Genomic DNA, 18,252 nt, shown 5'->3' with positions numbered 1-18,252 from the left:
CGCCCCCTCGGTCCGGTCGGGCTATCGGTTGTCGCCGTCCTGCGGGACCGACGCCGGAACGGACGGGCTCACCCGGGCGATGTCGCCGCTGAGCACCCACGCGCGCTGACTGGGCGCGAAGCGGGGTGAAAGCAGGCCGTCGTTGATCTCCCGGGTCACCGCGACGCGGTTGTAGGCGGTCGCGGGCAGGAACAGCCGGTCGTTGGACTGGCCGCCGTCGGACGTGCCCTCGAGGTCCGCTTCGACGGCGTCGACGATGCCGTCGTGGTTGCCGTCGACCCGCGCGACCTCGGCCGCGTAGGCGTCGAAGATCCGCTGGCTCAGGCTGTGCTCGTACGGCTCGAAGGACGCGGTCCGCAGGTAGACGTCCAGCATCACTTCGTTGCCCAGCCCGCTCGGGATGAACCGGAGCCGCTTCTCCTTGTGGTCGTCGTTGTTCGGCATCGGGCGGTCCGGGTCGTCCGGGCTGGTGTTGAGCAGCCGGTCCGGGTCACGCGGGATGTTCGGGTTGTCGCCGTCGACCTGCGGCTTGTTCTTCACACCCGACGGGCCCGAGCCCGGCACGATCGACGACAGCGCGCCGATCCTGCCCTTCTCGAACGTGCCCGGCATCCCGCCGGTGAACGGCAGCTCGTACGCGGGCGGCACCCAGTTCGTGTACTGGTTGAGCTCCCAGTACGAGTGGAGGTCGCTCTGCTGCGTGGCGTTGTAGGCGCCCAGCGACAGCTGGATCGGCACGAGGTTGGACACCTTGTCCGGCCAGTGGTCGGTTGCGGACGGCTCGCGCGGCGCCTTGCCGTCCGTGGTGAAGACGGCGCCCGGCTTGTTGTGGTAGTCCCCCACCTTCGCCAGCGCCGCGGCATCCGCGGCGGTGATCGTCCCGAAGGCGGCGTGCCCGTCGGTGCGCGGAGCGGCGACGGCCGGCACCGTCACGTCGTGGATCATCCAGCCCTCGTACCAGCCGGACTCGTTGTTGATGACGAACAGCCCCGAGATGTCGGTGAACATGTCGACGAACGAACCGGGGTCGTTCGGGTCGGTCGGCAGGCCGGGCTTGGGCTCGACGACCACCCGCAGCCCGCCCAGCGTGGGCAGGTCGTGGTTCGGCCCGGTGGCCGTCGGCGCGACGCCGTCGTTGATCCCCGGAATGGTCGTGGTGAACACGTTCGGTTGGAAATTCTTCGTGTCCAGCAGGTAGTACTGGAATAACTGACTCGGCGTCGGCGCTTCGGAAAACGCGGTCATCGGCGGAAAGGTCGACGGCCGCCCGGCCAGCAACGCCAGGCGATCTTTCAGCGGTTGCGGCAGAAAACGGATGTCACCCCGGTCGGTGAAACCGCCTCCCTGCTGCGTAACGGCTTCGGCTCCGCCGGACAACGCGGCGGTCGCCCCCAGCGTCAATGCCGCGGCCACCGCGGTCACGGCCTTGCGCTTGCTCATCATGATTGCTCCTCGCATGAAACGGGCAGTCCCCGCGCTCGCCGGCAGGGGCGCGGAGGAGAAATCAAGGTGGCCCCTCACCGAAAGGTATGCACCCGGGTTACATCGCGGGGTATGGTCGGCGACATCGGAACCGGCGATGTGGAGTCCCGATGGAGGGGAAGTCCGAACCGGACTGGGAAACCGTTTACCGAGAGAATGTCGTATGGGTTTACCGGCTGATGCTGAAAAAGGTGGGAAACCCCGCAGACGCCGAGGATCTCACCGGCGAAGTGTTCCTCGCCGTGTTGAAACCGTTGCGCGCGAGCGCGAGCGCGCCCGAGGTCCGCGCTTACCTGCTGGCGACCGCGCGCACCGTGCTCGCCGCGCATTGGCGGCGCTTGTTCGGGCGCGAGATCACCACGATCGGCCTCGACGAAACAGCGGAAATACCCGATCGCGGCCATCGGACGGCGAACGGCCCGGCCGTTCCGGCGACGGACCGGCGGGTCGCCGCGATACTCGCCGAATTGCCCGAGCGCGCGCGGAAAGTCCTGCAATTACGATTCCTGGAGTCCTACTCACTGCAAGACGCCGCCGAGGAGCTGGGCGTCAGCCTGGCCAACGTCAAGGTGATCCAGCACCGGGCCCTGCGGCTCGCCGCGCAAGCGGCGGCACGGATCGAGGAGCGGGCATGAACGACGTGGACCGCTTCGCCGACAGCCTCCTTGGGCAGCGCACGCCGGAGCCGTTCCGGCCGGACGACGAGCAGGTGGCCCAGATGCGCGCGGCCATCGAGCTGCAGGCGGCCCGGCTCCGCGCGGCGGAAGCGCTGCCGGACGAGGACTTCGTCGCCCGCCTCGGCCGCGAACTGGCGGCCGAGCGCACGCCGCCGTCGGCCACGCCGTTGCGCCGGCGCCGCGTGGTCCGGACGGCCGGGATCGCCGCCGCCTCGCTCGCGGCGGGCGTCGGGATCGACCGCCTGGTCCGCGCCCCGGCGACTCCGCAGGAGCAGGACCCGGGCGAGTGGCGGACGGTGGCGGCGAGCAAGGACGTCCCGGAGGGCGGCCTGCGCGAGTTCGAGCTGGACACCGTGACCGGCTTCGTCCAACGGACTCCGGAGGGCCTGCGAGCCGTGTCCTCGACGTGCACCCACCTGGGCTGCCGCCTGCGCCTGGCGAACCCCGAACGTCAGCTGGTCTGCCCGTGCCACGGCGCGACCTTCGCGTTGACCGGCGAGATCGTGCGCTACGACCTCCCGGTCGAGATCCCGCCGCTGCCGGTGTTCGAAGCCCGCGAACAGGACGGTGACATCCAGATCTACACGCCCTTCAAGCGGGCGTAGCCGATTGAGCGAAAGGTGTCACACGCTCGGTACAGATAGCGTTACTCATGGTTGAACCTGAGCGTGAGACATGCCTGCTGACGATCGAGGAGTACGCGGCACTCGGTGAAACCGACACCGGTTTCACCGAACTCGTGGAGGGTCGCGTCGTGATGTCACCGAGCCTCAGCAGGCGCCACAACAAGGCCGCTTACCTGCTGGGCCGACAGCTGGAATCGCAGCTACCAGCCGAACTCGACTTCACGCTGGACATCGACGTGGACCTGGGTTTGGCACCGCGTGGTGAACCGGGTTTCTCGCGTCGCCCCGACTTGCTGATCACCTACCGCGGGGCGCGTGCTCGCGTGGATCGGGAAGACAGCATGTACCGCGCCGACGAAGTGGTTCTGGTCGTCGAGATCGTGTCGCCGGGCTCGAAACGCACCGACTACCACGTCAAGCACGACGAGTACGCCGACGCCGGGATCCCGCACTACTGGATCGTCGACATCTCCGAGCCGGTTTCCCTGGTCGCCTGCCACCAGGCCGGCGAATTCGGCTATCAGGACGCTTCCGCGGTCACCGGGACCTTCACCACCGACGTCCCGTTCCCGGTCAAGATCGACCTCGACGCGCTGCTCGATTGATCGGACAGCACGCCGGAACCGCCCGGTTACCGGCGTGCCGTCCGAAACTCAGCGGGACTCGCGGTAGCGGCGGTCCTTCGACACGCCCTCGCCCAGGGTCTCGTCGAAGTGGTACACCTCGTCGCCCCGGACGAACACGCGCAGCGCCCGATTCATCACATCGAGTGGGTCGCCGGACCACAGCACCACGTCCGCGTCCAGGCCCGGCTTCAGCGAGCCGATCTGCTCGTCCAGGCCCAGCATCGACGCCGGGTTGACGGTCAGCGACCGCAGCGCCGTCGCCGGGTCGAGGCCGTCCTTGACCGCCAGGGCCGCCTGGTAGACCAGGAAGTTGATCGGGATCACCGGGTGGTCGGTCGTGATCGCGATCTTCACGCCGGCGCGGGCCAGGATGCCCGCCGACCGCAGCGTCCGGTTGCGCAGCTCGACCTTGGACTTCGTCGTGAACAGCGGCCCGAGGATGACCGGCACGTCCCGCTCGGCCAGCAGGTCGGCGATCAGGTGGCCCTCGGTGCCGTGGTTGATGACCAGCTTGTAGCCGAACTCGTCGGCCAGCCGCAGCGCCGTCACGATGTCGTCCGCGCGGTGGACGTGCTGGTCCCAGTACAGCTCGCCGTCGAGGACCTTCGACAGCGTCTCCAGCGTCAGGTCGACCTCGTGCGGCTTGCCCTCGGACTCGGCGTGCGCGCGCTTCGCCTGGTAGTTGCGGGCCTTGGTGAAGGCCTCGCGCAGGATCGCCGCGACGCCCAGGCGAGTCGACGGCGTCTGCTTCTTGTCGCCGTACACGCGCTTCGGGTTCTCGCCGAGCGCGCTCTTCACGCTGACGTGCTCCGCGAAGACCATGTCGAGGATGCTGCGGCCCCAGGTCTTGACGCCGATCGTCTGGCCACCGATCGGGTTGCCCGACCCGGGCTTGATGACGACGCTCGTGACGCCGCCGGCCAGGGCGTCGTCGAAGCCGGGCTCGTACGGGTCGATGCCGTCGATGGCGCGGAAGCGGGCGCCGTTCGGGTCGGTCATCTCGTTGGTGTCGTTGCCGGCCCAGCCTTCGCCGTCCTCGTGGACGCCGAGGTGGGCGTGGGCGTCGATGAAGCCGGGCAGCACCCAGGTGCCGGCCGCGTCGACCAGTTCGGCGTCTTCCGGGATGTCGACATCGGCCTCGGTCCCGATCGCGACGATCTTGCCGCCGTCGATCAGAACGGTGCCGCCGTCGATGGGATCACCCTCGATGGGGACGACATAGCCCCCGACAATTGCCTTCGCCATAGTTCGCCACGCTAACGAACTCGGCTGGGCGGGCGACAGCGGGGCTCAGCTCGCCAGCAGATCGAACCCGAACCCGGCGACGACCAGCAGTACCCCGATGACGCGCAGCGACCGATCGGGCTGGGGTCCGCGCAGCAGCACCAGCGGCGGCCAGACGCGCTGATCCGCGCCACCCCGATGATGTCGATGATCGCCACCAGGGCGCCGATGAACTGCCCCAGCTTGCCGAGCCGGCCCCACCACAGCACCGGAATGCCCCAGAGCCAGGGCCCGACACCGACTGCACCGAAGCAGCCTACGGAACGCGGGCCTTCTCCAAGTGCACCAGTTCGTGGTTGTTCTCCGGCGTCCGATGCGTCTCCCGGTACCCGTTCTTGGCGTACAACGCCAGCGGCCCAACGCTCTTCGACCCCGTGAAGAGGCGAAACAGCGTCACCTCCGCAGGCGCCGAAGACTCCGCGAACCGCAGCAGCGACCCACCCAGCCCGAACCCCTGCCGGTCCGGCGCCACGACCAGGCGGCCGATCACCGCCACCGGACCGGTCACCGTCAACCGGACCGACGCCACCAGGCGCCCCGACTCCCGGATCCCCCACGACAGGCCGGTCAGGGCCGCCCGCGTCTGCTCCAACGTCTCCAGCAGCGGTGGCAGGTCCCAGTCGTCGTGGGCGCGGGCCTCCGTCACGTACGCCGCTCGTTGCAGCGTCAGCACTTCGCCCGCGTCCGCCACCCCCAGCCGGTTCACTGGACGCGGATGCCCCAGCTGCCCGACCACGACGACGCCGGCTCCAGCTCGATCAGGTCCGTGCCCGTGTTGAGCGCGTCCGCCGGGCAGGTCATCGGCTCGATCGCGACCGCGCGGCCGCGGCCGACCAGGTCGTCCGGGGTGAACACCTGCACCCAGCGGAAGTCCGGGCCGGTCCAGACGACCAGCTGCTGCTCCTCGTGGGACAGCACGAAGTGGTGCTGGCCGTCCGCGGCCGCCGACAGCGAGCCGAACGCCGTGTCCAGGTCGACGCCCGCCAGCACCCGCCCGGAGCGGAAGTCGTACTCCGTGCCCTCGACGTCCTGCTCCGGCGCGTACGGCATCTGCTCGTCACCGAGGTAGGGCCGCACGCGGCTCGCCGGCAGCGTCAGGGTCAGCTCGTCGGTCGGGACGTCGCCGATCCGGAAGTACGGGTGCGTGCCGACGCCGACGCCGATCGGCTGCTCGCCCTCGTTGCGGATCTCGTGGGTGATGGTCAGCTCGCGCGGCGCGAGCTCGTACGTCACGGTCGCCCGCAGCGGCACCGGCCAGCCGGGCTGCACCTCGACGTCGACGGCCAGGGTGATCGACGACTCGGCGTGCTCCACCAGCTCCCACTCGAGGTGGCGGGTCAGGCCGTGGATCGCGTTGCCGCGCGCCTCCTCGGTGATCTCGAGCTGCTGCTCCTCGCCCTGGAACGTCCACTTGCCGGCCTTCGTCCGGTTCGGCCAGGGCAGCAGCACCTGCCCGGCGCCCTTCGGCGGCTTCTCGTCTTCGGGGAACTCCTCGACGTACGGCACTCCGCCGACTTCGAACGCGCGCAGGCCCGCGCCGATCTCGGTGACGACGGCGCGCGCGTTGCCGCGGGTGATCTCGAACTGCTGACCGGTCGGGTTGCCCATGCGGACGACCTTACCGATCCAGAATGTAACTAGACCGGTCGTCATAGTTTGAGCTACAGTCGGCGCCATGGTCCGTCGCACCGACACGCGGCAGCGGATGCTCGACACCGCCGCCGACCTGTTCCAGACCCAGGGCTACCACGCCACCGGCCTCACCCAGCTGACGACGGCCGGGGGCGCCCCGAAGGGTTCGCTCTACTTCCACTTCCCCGGCGGCAAGGAGCAGCTCGCCGCCGAAGCCGTCCGACTGTCGGGCGAACGCACCGGCGCGATGCTCGAGGCGATCCTCCGGGACGCGCCCGACGCGCCGACCGCGATCGACCGGGCCGTCGAGGCACTGGCGGCTTTCCTGACCGGATCGGACTTCCAGCGCGGGTGTCCACTCGCGACGGTCGCGCTGGACGCCGCCGCGGAGAGCGAACCGATCCGCGAAGCCTGTGTGGACGGCTATTCGTCGTGGCACGGAATCCTGCGTGAATACCTTGCGCGGCAACAGCTTTCCGCCGAGCGCGCGGACGAGCTGGCCACCGTCGTGCTCGCCGCGATCGAAGGCGGCCTGCTGCTGGCCCGCACCCGCCGCGACCCGGCGCCGCTGCGCGCCGTCGCCAACCACCTGCACGCCACCCTCGAACGGGAGTTCTCCTGATGCGCGTCCACCACCTGAACTGCGGCACCATGCGCCCGCTCGGCGGCAAGCTGATCGACGGGCGGCCGGGCCTGTTCCGGCGCGCCACCATGGTCTGCCACTGCCTGCTGCTGGAGACGGACACGGGTCTCGTGCTCGTCGAGACCGGCATGGGCACGCCGGCCGCCGTCGACCGGGAGGCCTGGCTGGGCGCGGGTTTCGTCCGCCAGTCCAACCCGGTCGCCGACCCGGCGCGGACCGCGATCGCCCAGATCCGCGCGCTCGGGTTCGACCCGGCGGACGTCCGCGACATCGTCCTGACCCACCTCGACCTCGACCACGCCGGCGGGCTCATCGACTTCCCGTGGGCTCGCGCGCACGTCTACGCCGAAGAGCTGCGGGCGTTCACCGAACCGCGTGACGCCGCCGAACGCGGCCGCTACCGCCGAATCCAGTTCGCGCACGGTCCACAGTGGACGTCCTATGCGGACACCGGCGAACCGTGGTTCGGCTTCGACGCCGTCCGGCAGCTGGACGGGCTGCCGCCGGAGATCCTGCTGGTCCCGCTGTCCGGGCACACGCGCGGGCACGCCGGGATCGCCGTCGACACCGGCGCCGGCTGGCTGCTCAACGCCGGTGACTCGTACTTCTTCCACGGCCAAGTGGCCGCCGACCCGCACTGCCCGCCGGGCCTGAAGTGGTTCGAGGGCCACATGGAGACGGTCAAGCGCGCCAGGCTGGACAATCACCGCCGCCTGCGCCAGCTTGTTCAGGAGCACGGCGACGAGGTGAGCGTCTTCGCCGCGCACGACGAGACCGAGTTCGTCCGGCTGAGCTCCAGGAGCAAAGTATGAAGGTGCACCACCTGAACTGCGGATCGATGCGCCCGGCGGGTGGCAAGCTGCTCGACGGCGAGCCCGGCCTGCTGCGGCGCGCGGAGCTGGTCGCCCACTGCCTGCTGATCGAGACCGGCGACGGGCTGGTGCTGGTCGACACCGGGTTCGGCACCCAGGGCGTGGCCAAGCCGGGCGAGTGGCTCGGCCGGCCGTTCCTGACGATGGTCGGCGCCAAGCCCACGGCCGCCGAGACGGCCGTCGCGCAGATCCGCGCGCTCGGCCTGGACCCGGCCGACGTCCGGCACATCGTGATGACGCACCTCGACGTCGACCACGCGGGCGGACTGGCGGACTTCCCCAACGCCGTCGTGCACGTCCGGGCGGAGGAGCACCGCGCGGCGACGTCGCCGGCGAACGCGGCGGAGAAGAACCGCTACCGCGCCGCGCAGTTCGCGCACCGCCCGCTGTGGAGCACCTACGACGAGACGGGCGAGCCGTGGTTCGGCTTCGAGGCGGTCCGCTCGCTGAAGGGCTTGCCGGAGGAGATCCTGCTGGTCCCGCTGACGGGCCACACGCGCGGCCACACGGGCGTCGCGGTCGACACCGGCGACGGCTGGCTCCTGCACGCCGGCGACGCGTACTTCTTCCACGGCCAGCTGGACCCGGTCGCGCCGCACTGCCCGCCGGGCCTGACGGCGTTCCAGAACATCGTCCAGACCCTGCGCCGGCCGCGGCTGGAGAACCTGGCGCGGCTGCACGAGCTGGCGCGCGACCACCAGAACGAGGTCACGGTGTTCTCCGCGCACAGCCCGGTCGAACTGGCGGCGCTGCGCCGCTGATCGATGGTGGCCGCGCCGACGACGGCGTGCGGGAGCGACCCGGCGCCGCTCGACGTCGTCGGAGCGGCAGCTCGTCGGCTGGGCTTGATCAGCTCGCGTCGAGGGCCGTCTTGACCAGCGGGGCCATCTGCGCCGGCGTCATCTTGGCCGGGCCGGTGTAGTTGACGAGCACGGGCGTGCCCGACACCAGCGCGGCCGAGGCGAGCGTCGCCGTCTTCTGCTCGTCGACGTAGTAGACGGCGCCGTCCGGGAAGCCGGCGACGTCCTGCGCGCCGGCCTTCGCCTTCTTGATGGACGCGACCATGTCGGCCGGCTTCGCCTGGCGGCCCTCGTAGCGAGTCACGGCGAGCGCGCCCGCGCCCTTGCCGTTCAGCTGGTACTCGCAGCTGCGGGCCTTGCCGCCGTTGGCCGCGTTGTCCTGCACCGGGCCTGCGACCGCCTGGAGGTTGTCCAGCAACAGGGCCTTCGACACGGCGGCGGCGGGCAGCAGCTTGCACGGGTCGAGCGACGCGGCGGCCGCGTTCGAACTCGGCTTCGGCGCTGCGGACGGCTTCGACGACGACGGCGCCTTCGACGGCTCGTCGCCCGAGGAGCAGGCGGTCAACGCGGCAAAAGCGACCAAAACGACGGCGAGAGTACGCATATCCGGCACCCTAGCCCGAACGGCCTAAGCCGTAGGAGCCCGGTACCGCCAGAACGCCGGGAGCAGGAACATCGACGCGCACACGGAGACGATCACCAGCACGCCGCCGACGGACGCGGCGGCCGCGGTGCCGAACGCGGCCGCGCCCCAGCCGTGCACGAGGTCGGCGACCCGCGGGCCGCCGGCGACCACGACGGTGAAGACGCCCTGGAGCCGGCCGCGCATCTCGTCGGTGGTCGCGACCTGCAGGATCGCCATCCGGTAGACGGCGCTGACCATGTCCGCCGCGCCGGCGGCGGCCATGAAGACGACCGCGAGCCACAGCGAGTGCGCGAGCCCGAACGCCGCCACCGCTGCGCCCCAGGCGCAGATCGCGACTACAACCGCGACGCCTTGCCGCTGGATGCGCGTCAGCCAGCCGGAGAAGAGGCCGATCAGCATCGCGCCGGCGGGCAGGGCGGCGTAGAGCCAGCCGAGCGCGGGGCCGCCGCCGGGTGGGTCGCCGAAGGTGCGTTCGGCCATCTCCGGGATCAGCGCGCGCGGCATGCCGAAGACCATCGCGATGATGTCGGCGACGAACGAGGCGAGCAGCACCTTCTTGGTGGCGAGGTACTTGAAGCCGTCGATGACGTCGCTGAGGCCCGCGCGGCGCGAGGGGCCGTTGAGCGGCGGGATGGCCGGCAGCCGCCAGACGGCGATGAGCGTGATGGTGAGGGCGACGACGTCGATCAGGTAGAGGGTCGAGAGGCCGAGGACGGGGATGAGTGCACCGGCGAGCAGCGGCCCGAAGACGGCGCCGAAGGTGGACATCGTCGAGCTGAGGGCGTTGGCGGAGGGCAGCAGCTCGTCCGGCACGAGCCGCGCGACGACGGCGCCGCGCGTGGGCATGTTGATCGCGAAGAGCGCCTGGTTGACGGCGAGCAGCCCGAGGACGAGCCAGACGGAGCCGAAGTTCAGGAAGGCCTGCAGCCAGAGCAGGGCGGAGGTGACCGCGACGAGGACGTTGGTGACGACGAGAAGCTTCCGCCGATCGACGGCATCGGCGACGGCGCCGCCCCAGAGCCCGAAGAAGAGCAGCGGAACGAGGGCGACGAGCCCGGTGAGACCGACGTAGGCGGAGGACCCGGTGAGGTCGAAGACCTGCTTCGGCACGGCGACGGCGGTCAGCTGAGTCCCGACTGCGGTGACCACAGTGGACAACCAGAGCCGCCGAAAGGCGGGGATCTTGAGAGGCCGGGTATCGACGATGATGCGGCCGAGGAGTCCGCGCAAACCACCCGCGCGAGGTGGCGCGGTCTCGGGCTCAGAGGTCACAACCAATGAGCTTAGCTCGGCTAACTACCTGGGGTCGCGTGATTTCCGTCGCCTGTGGGGGGCTTTGAGGTGTCGCTGGCGGGTGGGAGCGCTTTCGCCCAGGTGAGCGGGTTCGGGGCGCGGGTTCTGGGATTCCCGAGGGGTGGTTCCCGCCGAGCGACTCCCTGGCCTGCGGTCCCAACCGAGCGACTCCCGAAGAGTGACTCCCGCCCAGCGACTCCAGGCCCGCAGTCCCGAGCAAGCGACTCCCGAGGGATGGTTTCCACCCAGCGGCTCCCAGGCCCACGATCCCGAGCAAGCGACTCCCGAGGGATGGTTTCCGCCGAGCGGCTCCCGGATCCGCGGTCCCAAGCGATCGATTCCCGAGCGGTGGTCCCCGCCCAGCGGATCCCCGCCCCGCGGGCCCAAGCGATCGATTCCCAAGGGATGATTCCCGCCCAGCAGCTCCCAGGCACGTGGACCCGAGCGAGCGACTCCCAGGGGTGACTCCAGCGGCTCCCCGGCTCCGGCCCCAAGCGAGCGACGCCCGCCGAACGGCTCTCCGGCCCACGGTCCCGAGCGAGCAACTCCCGAGGGGCGGTCCCCGCCGAGCAGTTCCCCGGCCCGCGATCCCACGCGAGCGACTCCCGAGGCACGCAATCCCGGGCGAGCGGTTTCCCGAGCACGCCGTCCCCGCCGAGCGATTCCCGAGGCGAGGTCCCTGCCAACCGGCTCCGGGGGTCCGCCGAGCCCGCCGAGCCCGCCGAGCGGTCCCGTTGCGCGGCTCCCGCCGAGCAGCCCCGCCGAGCAGAGCCCTCCCTCCCTGGGGGAGCCCCCGCTTTCAGCGTATCGGCACCACCCGACAAAAAGCCGGGAAACCGCAGGTGAGCCCCACGTCCATCCACATCACGAACAGGCTGTGGACAGCCAACCGAGCCACCGCCGGCTCACCGAAAGCCCCCTAAGAAAATCCCAAAAAGCCGCGGCCGCGACATGGTCACCCACATCACGGCCGCGGCTGTGCACAAAACTCAGGGAGCGACGCGCTCGATGTTCCAGCCGTCGTCGTTCCGGACGTACCGGAGCCGGTCGTGCATGCGGTCCTCGCGGCCCTGCCAGAACTCCACCAGGTCCGGCCGGATCCGCCAGCCGCCCCAGTGGGGCGGGGCCGGGATCTGCTCGACGTCGGCGAACCGGCGCTCGATCCCGCTCAACGCGTTGTCCAGCGCCCGGCGGCCGTCGACCACTCGGGACTGCGGGGACGCCCAGGCTCCCAGCTGCGAGCCGCGCGGGCGCTGGGCCCAGTACTCCGCCGTCTCCTTGACGCCGACCTTCTCGACCTCGCCGCGCACGTGGACCTGGCGGTGCAGCGCGTACCAGGGGAACGTCACCGACGCGTACCGCGTCGCCGTCAGGTCGTGGCTCTTCGAGGACGTGTAGTTCGTGTAGAACACCACGCCGCGGTCGTCGAGGCCCTTGCACAGCACCGTCCGGGACGACGGCCGGCCTTCGGCGTCCGCCGTCGCCAGCACCATCGCGTTCGGTTCGGCGATCCCGGCGGCGACGGCCTGGTTCAGCCAGCCCTGCAGCTGATCGGTCCAGGTGGCCGCCAGCGCGGACTCGTCGAACGCGGCACCGTCGTACGCCACCCGCATCCCGGGCAAGTGAACCACGGCGTCTTCGATCTCCGGCATCATCGCCAAACCTCCACGCCCGGTCGGGGCATCAGTCGACTTCGGCTCTAGGCACGTTAGGGCCTTGCGAGCTGCGGCGGAACCCACTGAACGGTGACACCCGCCACGCCAGGCCGTAACCGCTGGACAACAAGCTGTAACCCGTGCGTTACCCGCTGGACCAGGATCGATACAGCTCGGCTCTACCTTCGGCCCGTTCCCCACCACCCGGAGGCAGGCATGACCGAGACCCTGTCCAACGCCGAAGAAACCGCTCCCCCGGAACGCCGGTACGCCCCGCTCGCGGCGAACGAAAACCGCGAGGACTACTCACTGCGCTTCGCCGCTCATTCGTTCCGGAAATGGTCACCGTTCGTGGTCGCGACGACGGCGCTGGGCGGCATCGCCTACCTCGCCGACTTCGCGATCGGCGCCAGCATCGTCCTCTCCTACGGCTTCACCTCCGGCGTCCTGGCGATCCTCGCCGCGGCCGTCGTCATCTTCGTGACCGGCGTGCCCATCGCGGCCGCCTGCGCGAAGTCCGGAGTGGACATGGACCTGCTGACCCGCGGAGCCGGCTTCGGCTACTTCGGGTCGACGCTGACGTCGCTCGTCTACGCGAGCTTCACCGTCATCTTCTTCTCGCTCGAAGGCTCGATCATGGGCCAGGCGTTCGAGCTCGCCCTCGGCATCCCGCTGCCCATCGGCTACCTGCTCGCGACGCTCATCGTGCTGCCCTTCGCGCTCTACGGCATGGGCGCGGTCGCGAAGATGCAGACCTGGACGCAGCCGCTGTGGATCGCCGGGCTGGTGCTGCCGTTCGTCGTCGTGCTGATCCGGGAGCCGGGCAAGTTCGCCGAGTTCGCGCACTTCGGCGGCACCGAGGGCACCGGCTCCGGGTTCTCCGCGATCGGGTTCGGTCTCGGCATGGGCGTCGCGCTGTCGCTGATCGGGCAGATCGGCGAGCAGGCCGACTACCTGCGGTTCATGCCCGAGAAGACGGCGGAGAACAAGCGGTCGTGGTGGGCCGCGGTGCTCGCCGCCGGCCCCGGCTGGGTGATCCTCGGCGCCGCGAAGCAGATCGGCGGCGCGCTGCTGGCGTTCCTCGCGCTCGGCGTCGTCGGGAAGACGCACGCGCTGGAGCCGATCGCGCCGTACCTCGAAGCCGTGAAGCCCGCGCTCGGCCCGGTCGCTCTGACGTTCGCCGCACTGTTCGTCGTCGTCTCGCAGATCAAGATCAACACGACGAACGCGTACTCGGGCTCGCTGTCGTTCGCGAACTTCTTCTCCCGCGTGCTGCACAAGCACCCCGGCCGCGTCTGGTACGTGCTGGTCAACTGCGGGATCGCGCTGGCGCTGATGGAGTTCGGCGCGTTCGGGTTCCTGAACAAGATCCTGGGCTTCTACTCGAACGTCGCGATCGCGTGGATCGGCGCGGTCTGCGCCGACCTGGTGATCGCGAAGCCGCTCGGGCTCTCGCCGCGCTACATCGAGTTCAAGCGGGCTTACCTGCACAAGATCAACCCGGTCGGGTTCGGCTCGATGGTCGTCGCGTCGGCGGTGTCGATCGTGGCGTACTTCGGCGCGTTCGGGCCGTTCCTCGCCGCGTTCAGCCCGCTGCTCGCGCTGGTCATCGCGATCGTGCTGGTGCCGACGCTCGCGGTGGCGACGCGCGGGAAGTACTACCTGGCGCGGGAGAACACGGTCGCCGGGCCGGAGATCGACGTCGACCTGCGGGCGACGCACACCTGCTCGGTCTGCGGCGACCCGTACGAACTGCCCGACGTCGCCGACTGCGCGAAGCAGGACGGCCCGATCTGCTCGCTGTGCTGCACGCTGGACAACACCTGCCACGACATGTGCCAGCAGGCGGGCCCGGTGTCGCTCGGCTTGCCGACGGTCCGCGCCACCTAGAGTCCGTGCGGGCCCTTTCCCGGCCTCCCCGGCCGGGAAAGGGCCCTCACGTGAGCCGGCTTCCCCCCGGGTCCCCCTCCCGGCTCGACTCCTTCACGTTCGAGGCCCCGCCGGGGTTGCCCGGGATTTCCAAGATCTTTTCCGGCCGCATGATGGCGGCCAGCATCAGCGCGCGCAGTTCCGCGCCGACGTCCTCGACCGGCAGCGGCGGCTCGTGCGCCTGCCACTCGCGCAGCAGGCCGGTGGCCGCGCCGACCAGGGCGATCGCCGTCAGCCGGTAGTCGCGGTCGGGGGCGACGCCGTGTTCGGCCGCGCGCCGCGCTTCCGTCTCGATGAACGCCGCCCAGCGGTCGACCCACACCTGGTGCTGCTCCTCGAGTTCCGCGCTGACGCCGACGGCTTCGACGTAGTTGAGGCGCGGCAGCCGCGGGTCGACGGTGACCGTGTCGATGAAGACGTCCAGCAGCGTCGCGATGCGGGTCATCGCGTCGGCGTCGGCGACCTTGTCGAGCGCCGCGGTGACGTGGTCGAGGGCGAGGCTGTTGATCCGGTCGTGGAGGGTGCGCAGCACGTCCTCCTTGCCGGTGAACTCCTCGTAGAAGTTCCGCGTCGAGACGCCGGCGCGGCCGCACACCTCGGTGATCTTCGTGTGCCGGAAACCGGCGGAGGTGAACAGCTCGAGCCCGGCCGTGAGCAGCCGCTCGCGGCGATCGGCGCGACGTTGTTCGGGTGCGACGCCGCCGTACGTGCGAGCCACCGGTTGTCTCCTCCTTCTGAGGGATTGCCAGATCCTACCGGGCTGGCTACTTTGTGAAAATCTCGATTACCAAAGAACCGGAGGCAACGGTGCTTCGTCGGTTGCTGGTCGCCGTCACCCTGTTTTTCGCGGTGCTCACCCCCGCGGCGCACGCGGATCCCGGTGTCCTCCTGTCCGCGCAGCCGACGACGGTGTTCGTCGGCCCGTTCCCCGCGCCGGTCCGGGCGTGGCACCTGCTGTACCGCTCGACGTCGGCGACGGGCGCGCCGGACGCGGTCTCCGGAACGCTGCTGGTGCCGCCGACGCCGTGGGTGCGCGGCGGCCCACGTCCGCTGGTCACGTACGCGGTGGGGACGCACGGGCTCGGCGACCAGTGCGCGCCGTCGAACCTGCTGGCGCACGGCGTCGAGAACGAAAGCGCGTTGCTGGCCCAGGCGTTGTCGCAGGGCTGGGCGGTGGTCGTGACGGACTACGAGGGGCTCGGCACGCCGGGGACGCACACGTACGCGGTGGGCCAGTCGGAGGGCCGGGCGGTGCTGGACGCGGCCCGCGCGGCTTTCGCCGTGCCCGGGGCGGGGTTGTCGCCGTCCGGCCCGGTCGGCGTGTTCGGTTATTCGCAGGGCGGCCAGGCGGCGGCGTGGGCGGCGGAGCTGCAGGCGTCGTATGCGCCGTCGGTGAACGTGGTCGGGGTGGCGGCGGGCGGGGTCCCGGCGGACCTGAACGCGGTCTTCGCCGCGAACGACGGCGGCGCGGCGTTCGGCCTGGTGCTGGGCGCGGCAACGGGTTTCGCGGCGGCGTACCCGGACGTCCCGTTCACGTCGATCCTGAACGACCGCGGCCGCGAGGCGGTGGCCCGGGTGTCCCGGGCGTGCACGGTGGAACTGGGCGCGGCGGCGCCGTTCGCGCACTTGACGGACTTCGTGACGGTGCCGGACCCGATCCACGACCCGCGCTGGCAGGCCCGGCTGGCGCAGAACTACCTGGGGACGACGGCGCCTTCGATGCCGGTGTTCCTGTACCACGCGAGCTTGGACGAGCTGATCCCGTTCGGCGTGGGGACGGCGTTGCGGAACCGGTGGGAGGCGGCCGGCGCGAAGGTGACGTGGCAGGAGTTCCCGCTGCTGGAACACATCGGCGGGGTGTCGGTTGGCGGCCCGGTGGCGATGACCTGGCTGGGCACGAAGTTCTGAGAGTTCCGCTCGCCGGGGACGGACGCAGGGGGTCCGTCCCCGGCGAGCGGCGCGACCCACCCGAAACTGTCGGTCCCTCCCGGTAGCGTGGAAAACGGGGGCCTGCTCAGAACGCCGCGGCCCCGGCCTCGGCCAGCCCCTTCATCGCCGCCACGGCATCCGGAGCCAGCGAAGTCACCAGCGAGCCACCGGCGGCGAGCGGGCTGCGCGACCACCACTCGCCCGAGGCCGCCGGCAGCTCCGGCCCGCCGACCACCAGGTCCGACGCCAGCACCCGGCGGCCCGCCAGCACCGCCAGGCTCCCGTCCAGACCCGAGCCGATCGACAGCGTCTGACGCAGCACCGGCACGGAATCCCGTGTCACATCAAGGGAAGTCGTCAGCGAACCCGGACGCTCCCCGGTCCGCCCGAGGACCAGCACCTCCCGCGTGTGCAGGTAGGCATCCGACGCCAGCGAAGCGTGGAACACCGCCGAGTGCCGCGCCCGGGACGTGATCACCGTCGGCTCCGGCAGGTACTCCAGCGAACCACCCTCGGCCACCGACACGTCCACTGTGGACAACGAGGACTCGCCGTGGAGACCGGGCAGCGCCAGCGTCGCCGCCACGCCGGACAACCGGAGCGAAGCCCCCGGCCCCACCCGCACCGTGAGCAGCAGATCGTCGCCGCCCAGCGGGGACGTCGCCGAGTTGACCAGGTGGACCACCGCCGCCGGGCCGCGGCCGCGGCGGGGGAACAACGTCAACGGAGCCATCGATCGCAGCTCGCGCAGCACCGTGCGCGTCCCGTCGAAGCACGCCGTCAAGCGGGCGTGGGCCTTCACAGCAGGGAACGCACCCAGTCGGCCACCGCCGGCGCGTCCGGAGTGTCCACAAGAGACTGGGTGATCACCGGCAACGAACCCCGCATCCGGTGCGCGTCCGACGTCATCACCGCCATGTCCGCGTTCACCAGGTGCGCGATGTCGATCTTGTTGATCACCAGCAGGTCCGCCGTCGTGACGCCGGGGCCGCCCTTGCGCGGCACCTTGTCGCCGCCCGCCACGTCCACCACGAAGATCTGGCTGTCGGCCAGGCCGCGGCTGAACACCGCCGTCAGGTTGTCGCCACCGCTCTCGATGATCACCAGGTCCAGGCCCGGGAACTTCTCCTCCAGGCGCTCGACCGCGTCCAGGTTCGCGGTGATGTCGTCGCGGATCGCCGTGTGCGGGCACGCTCCCGTTTGGACCGCCTCGATCCGCGCCGGGTCCAGAACTCCGGCGCGCCGCAGGAAGTCCGCGTCCTCGGTCGTGTAGATGTCGTTCGTGACGACGGCGAGGTTGACCTCGTCACCGAGTGCGCGGCACAGCGCCGCGGTCAGCGCCGTCTTGCCCGAACCCACCGGGCCGCCGATGCCGATCCGGTACGCGCGCCCGGCCGTCGGCGCGGCGTCGTAGTGGTCGGGTTCGGCGGCCGTCGGGTCGAAGTTGACCTCGTGGAAGTGTCCGTGGCCGTGGCCTTCAGCTGGCAAAGAGACGCACCTCTTCCTGGTGGTGCCGGGCGTGGGCCTCGGCGAACAGATCCAACGCGGGCGAACCCGGCGACGGCAGCGACGCCGGGTCGTCCCCCGCCACCGCGGCCGCGTCCGAACAAACCGAAGCGAGGTCCAACCGCGCCACGACGGCGTTGACCGCGAAGGGATCCAGTCCCAGCAGCCGCACCGCCGCGCTCGCCGGCCCGCTGACCGACAGGTAGGCGACCGCCATCGCCGCGTCGTACGGTGACCCGCCCGCGACGCCGACGAGCGCGCCCAGCACGATCGGATGATGGGGCCGCTTGGTCTCGGCCAGCAACGTCTCCAGAACGGGAGACGGCCAGGCGATCCGTCCGGCGCGAGCGGTCCCCCGCCCTTGCGCCCGCGACGCCTCTCGTTGCGCGAGCGACGGGGTTCGAGCGTCCAGCTCGGCATCCAGCAGGGACCAGTGTCCGGAAAGGACGGAGCGCGCCGCGGCGTGCGCGGACGCAGCAGCGAAAACCGCGGCGAGGAACCCCGCCGTCCGCAACCGTCCGGAAAGGAACCCCGGCAGGTCGCGCACGGACGTCACCAGCCGCCGGGAGACGACTTCCTCCAACCCGCCACTGTGGACGTGCCCGCCGCCGGGGAAGCGGGAGTCCGCGAGGATCAGCGCCGAAAGGTCCAT

At 70.7% G+C, this 18,252-nt stretch carries 19 protein-coding genes; 8 read left to right on the top strand and 11 right to left on the bottom strand.

Annotated elements, in window-relative coordinates; all coding sequences use genetic code 11:
* Window positions 1–21: 21 nt before the first annotated feature.
* Window positions 22–1,440, bottom strand: a complete 1,419-nt coding sequence (locus tag ACZ7OH_RS33190) for a hypothetical protein (RefSeq protein ID WP_470284436.1) — start codon at window positions 1,438–1,440, stop codon at window positions 22–24.
* A gap of 152 nt (window positions 1,441–1,592) precedes the next feature.
* On the opposite strand from ACZ7OH_RS33190, the gene ACZ7OH_RS33185 reads away from it, so the two are divergent.
* The 3 genes from ACZ7OH_RS33185 to ACZ7OH_RS33175 are packed head-to-tail and all read left to right on the top strand — an operon-like array spanning window position 1,593 to window position 3,390.
* A complete protein-coding gene (locus ACZ7OH_RS33185; RefSeq protein WP_470284435.1) occupies window positions 1,593–2,117 on the top strand; it encodes an RNA polymerase sigma factor in 525 nt (174 codons plus the stop codon).
* A complete protein-coding gene (locus ACZ7OH_RS33180; RefSeq protein ID WP_470284434.1) occupies window positions 2,114–2,764 on the top strand; it encodes a Rieske (2Fe-2S) protein in 651 nt (216 codons plus the stop codon). Before ACZ7OH_RS33185 ends, ACZ7OH_RS33180 begins: the two co-directional genes overlap by 4 nt.
* Before the next feature lie 47 nt (window positions 2,765–2,811).
* A complete protein-coding gene (locus ACZ7OH_RS33175; protein ID WP_470284433.1) occupies window positions 2,812–3,390 on the top strand; it encodes a Uma2 family endonuclease in 579 nt (192 codons plus the stop codon).
* Window positions 3,391–3,438: 48 nt separating this feature from the next.
* Here the strand turns inward: ACZ7OH_RS33175 and ACZ7OH_RS33170 are convergent, their stop codons facing one another.
* The 3 genes from ACZ7OH_RS33170 to ACZ7OH_RS33160 form a co-directional block, all read right to left on the bottom strand.
* The gene (locus tag ACZ7OH_RS33170; RefSeq protein ID WP_470284432.1) at window positions 3,439–4,656 is read right to left on the bottom strand and encodes an amidohydrolase; all 1,218 of its coding nucleotides are present in this window, start codon (window positions 4,654–4,656) and stop codon (window positions 3,439–3,441) included.
* A 295-nt stretch (window positions 4,657–4,951) separates the two neighbouring features.
* Window positions 4,952–5,431, bottom strand: a complete 480-nt coding sequence (locus tag ACZ7OH_RS33165) for a GNAT family N-acetyltransferase (RefSeq protein ID WP_470284431.1) — start codon at window positions 5,429–5,431, stop codon at window positions 4,952–4,954.
* Complete coding sequence (locus ACZ7OH_RS33160; RefSeq protein WP_470284430.1) at window positions 5,398–6,303, bottom strand: aldose 1-epimerase family protein; 906 nt, start codon at window positions 6,301–6,303, stop codon at window positions 5,398–5,400. The genes ACZ7OH_RS33165 and ACZ7OH_RS33160 overlap by 34 nt, the downstream gene beginning before the upstream one ends.
* A gap of 67 nt (window positions 6,304–6,370) precedes the next feature.
* Between ACZ7OH_RS33160 and ACZ7OH_RS33155 the strand changes: the two genes are divergently transcribed.
* Genes ACZ7OH_RS33155 through ACZ7OH_RS33145 form a run of 3 tightly spaced genes read left to right on the top strand, consistent with a single transcriptional unit; the run spans window position 6,371 to window position 8,603 of the window.
* Complete coding sequence (locus tag ACZ7OH_RS33155) at window positions 6,371–6,949, top strand: TetR/AcrR family transcriptional regulator (RefSeq protein WP_470284429.1); 579 nt, start codon at window positions 6,371–6,373, stop codon at window positions 6,947–6,949.
* Window positions 6,949–7,782: an MBL fold metallo-hydrolase gene (locus ACZ7OH_RS33150; RefSeq protein ID WP_470284428.1), complete on the top strand. Its 834-nt coding sequence runs from the start codon at window positions 6,949–6,951 to the stop codon at window positions 7,780–7,782. Before ACZ7OH_RS33155 ends, ACZ7OH_RS33150 begins: the two co-directional genes overlap by 1 nt.
* Window positions 7,779–8,603 (top strand): MBL fold metallo-hydrolase, encoded by an 825-nt coding sequence (locus tag ACZ7OH_RS33145; protein WP_470284427.1) that lies wholly within the window; start codon window positions 7,779–7,781, stop codon window positions 8,601–8,603. Before ACZ7OH_RS33150 ends, ACZ7OH_RS33145 begins: the two co-directional genes overlap by 4 nt.
* A gap of 88 nt (window positions 8,604–8,691) precedes the next feature.
* Here ACZ7OH_RS33145 and ACZ7OH_RS33140 read toward each other — a convergent pair whose 3' ends face one another.
* The 3 genes from ACZ7OH_RS33140 to pdxH all read right to left on the bottom strand — a co-directional run bounded on the left by ACZ7OH_RS33140 (window position 8,692) and on the right by pdxH (window position 12,236).
* Window positions 8,692–9,246: a DUF3558 family protein gene (locus ACZ7OH_RS33140; RefSeq protein WP_470284426.1), complete on the bottom strand. Its 555-nt coding sequence runs from the start codon at window positions 9,244–9,246 to the stop codon at window positions 8,692–8,694.
* Window positions 9,247–9,270: 24 nt separating this feature from the next.
* A complete protein-coding gene (locus ACZ7OH_RS33135; RefSeq protein ID WP_470284576.1) occupies window positions 9,271–10,518 on the bottom strand; it encodes an MFS transporter in 1,248 nt (415 codons plus the stop codon).
* A gap of 1,052 nt (window positions 10,519–11,570) precedes the next feature.
* Entirely contained in the window at window positions 11,571–12,236 is a 666-nt protein-coding gene (pdxH, locus tag ACZ7OH_RS33130) for a pyridoxamine 5'-phosphate oxidase (RefSeq protein ID WP_470284425.1), read from the bottom strand.
* Between the two features lie 216 nt (window positions 12,237–12,452).
* On the opposite strand from pdxH, the gene ACZ7OH_RS33125 reads away from it, so the two are divergent.
* Complete coding sequence (locus ACZ7OH_RS33125) at window positions 12,453–14,126, top strand: purine-cytosine permease family protein (RefSeq protein WP_470284424.1); 1,674 nt, start codon at window positions 12,453–12,455, stop codon at window positions 14,124–14,126.
* Between the two features lie 46 nt (window positions 14,127–14,172).
* Here the strand turns inward: ACZ7OH_RS33125 and ACZ7OH_RS33120 are convergent, their stop codons facing one another.
* The gene (locus ACZ7OH_RS33120; RefSeq protein ID WP_400895579.1) at window positions 14,173–14,883 is read right to left on the bottom strand and encodes a TetR/AcrR family transcriptional regulator; all 711 of its coding nucleotides are present in this window, start codon (window positions 14,881–14,883) and stop codon (window positions 14,173–14,175) included.
* Window positions 14,884–14,972: 89 nt separating this feature from the next.
* On the opposite strand from ACZ7OH_RS33120, the gene ACZ7OH_RS33115 reads away from it, so the two are divergent.
* Window positions 14,973–16,073, top strand: coding sequence for a lipase family protein (locus ACZ7OH_RS33115; protein WP_470284423.1), 1,101 nt, complete (start codon window positions 14,973–14,975; stop codon window positions 16,071–16,073).
* A gap of 106 nt (window positions 16,074–16,179) precedes the next feature.
* On the opposite strand, the gene ACZ7OH_RS33110 is transcribed toward ACZ7OH_RS33115, so the two are convergent.
* From ACZ7OH_RS33110 to ACZ7OH_RS33100, 3 genes are read right to left on the bottom strand one after another with little or no spacing between them, the layout of a single operon-like run.
* Window positions 16,180–16,896: an urease accessory protein UreD gene (locus tag ACZ7OH_RS33110; protein WP_470284422.1), complete on the bottom strand. Its 717-nt coding sequence runs from the start codon at window positions 16,894–16,896 to the stop codon at window positions 16,180–16,182.
* Complete coding sequence (gene ureG / locus ACZ7OH_RS33105) at window positions 16,893–17,582, bottom strand: urease accessory protein UreG (protein WP_470284421.1); 690 nt, start codon at window positions 17,580–17,582, stop codon at window positions 16,893–16,895. The genes ACZ7OH_RS33110 and ureG overlap by 4 nt, the downstream gene beginning before the upstream one ends.
* Window positions 17,572–18,252: an urease accessory protein UreF gene (locus ACZ7OH_RS33100; RefSeq protein ID WP_470284420.1), complete on the bottom strand. Its 681-nt coding sequence runs from the start codon at window positions 18,250–18,252 to the stop codon at window positions 17,572–17,574. The genes ureG and ACZ7OH_RS33100 overlap by 11 nt, the downstream gene beginning before the upstream one ends.

The sequence above is a fragment of the Amycolatopsis sp. NPDC114478 genome (genome assembly GCF_055633805.1).
Note: the sequence above shows the minus strand (reverse complement) of the source record. Positions and strands in the feature narration are given on the sequence as shown.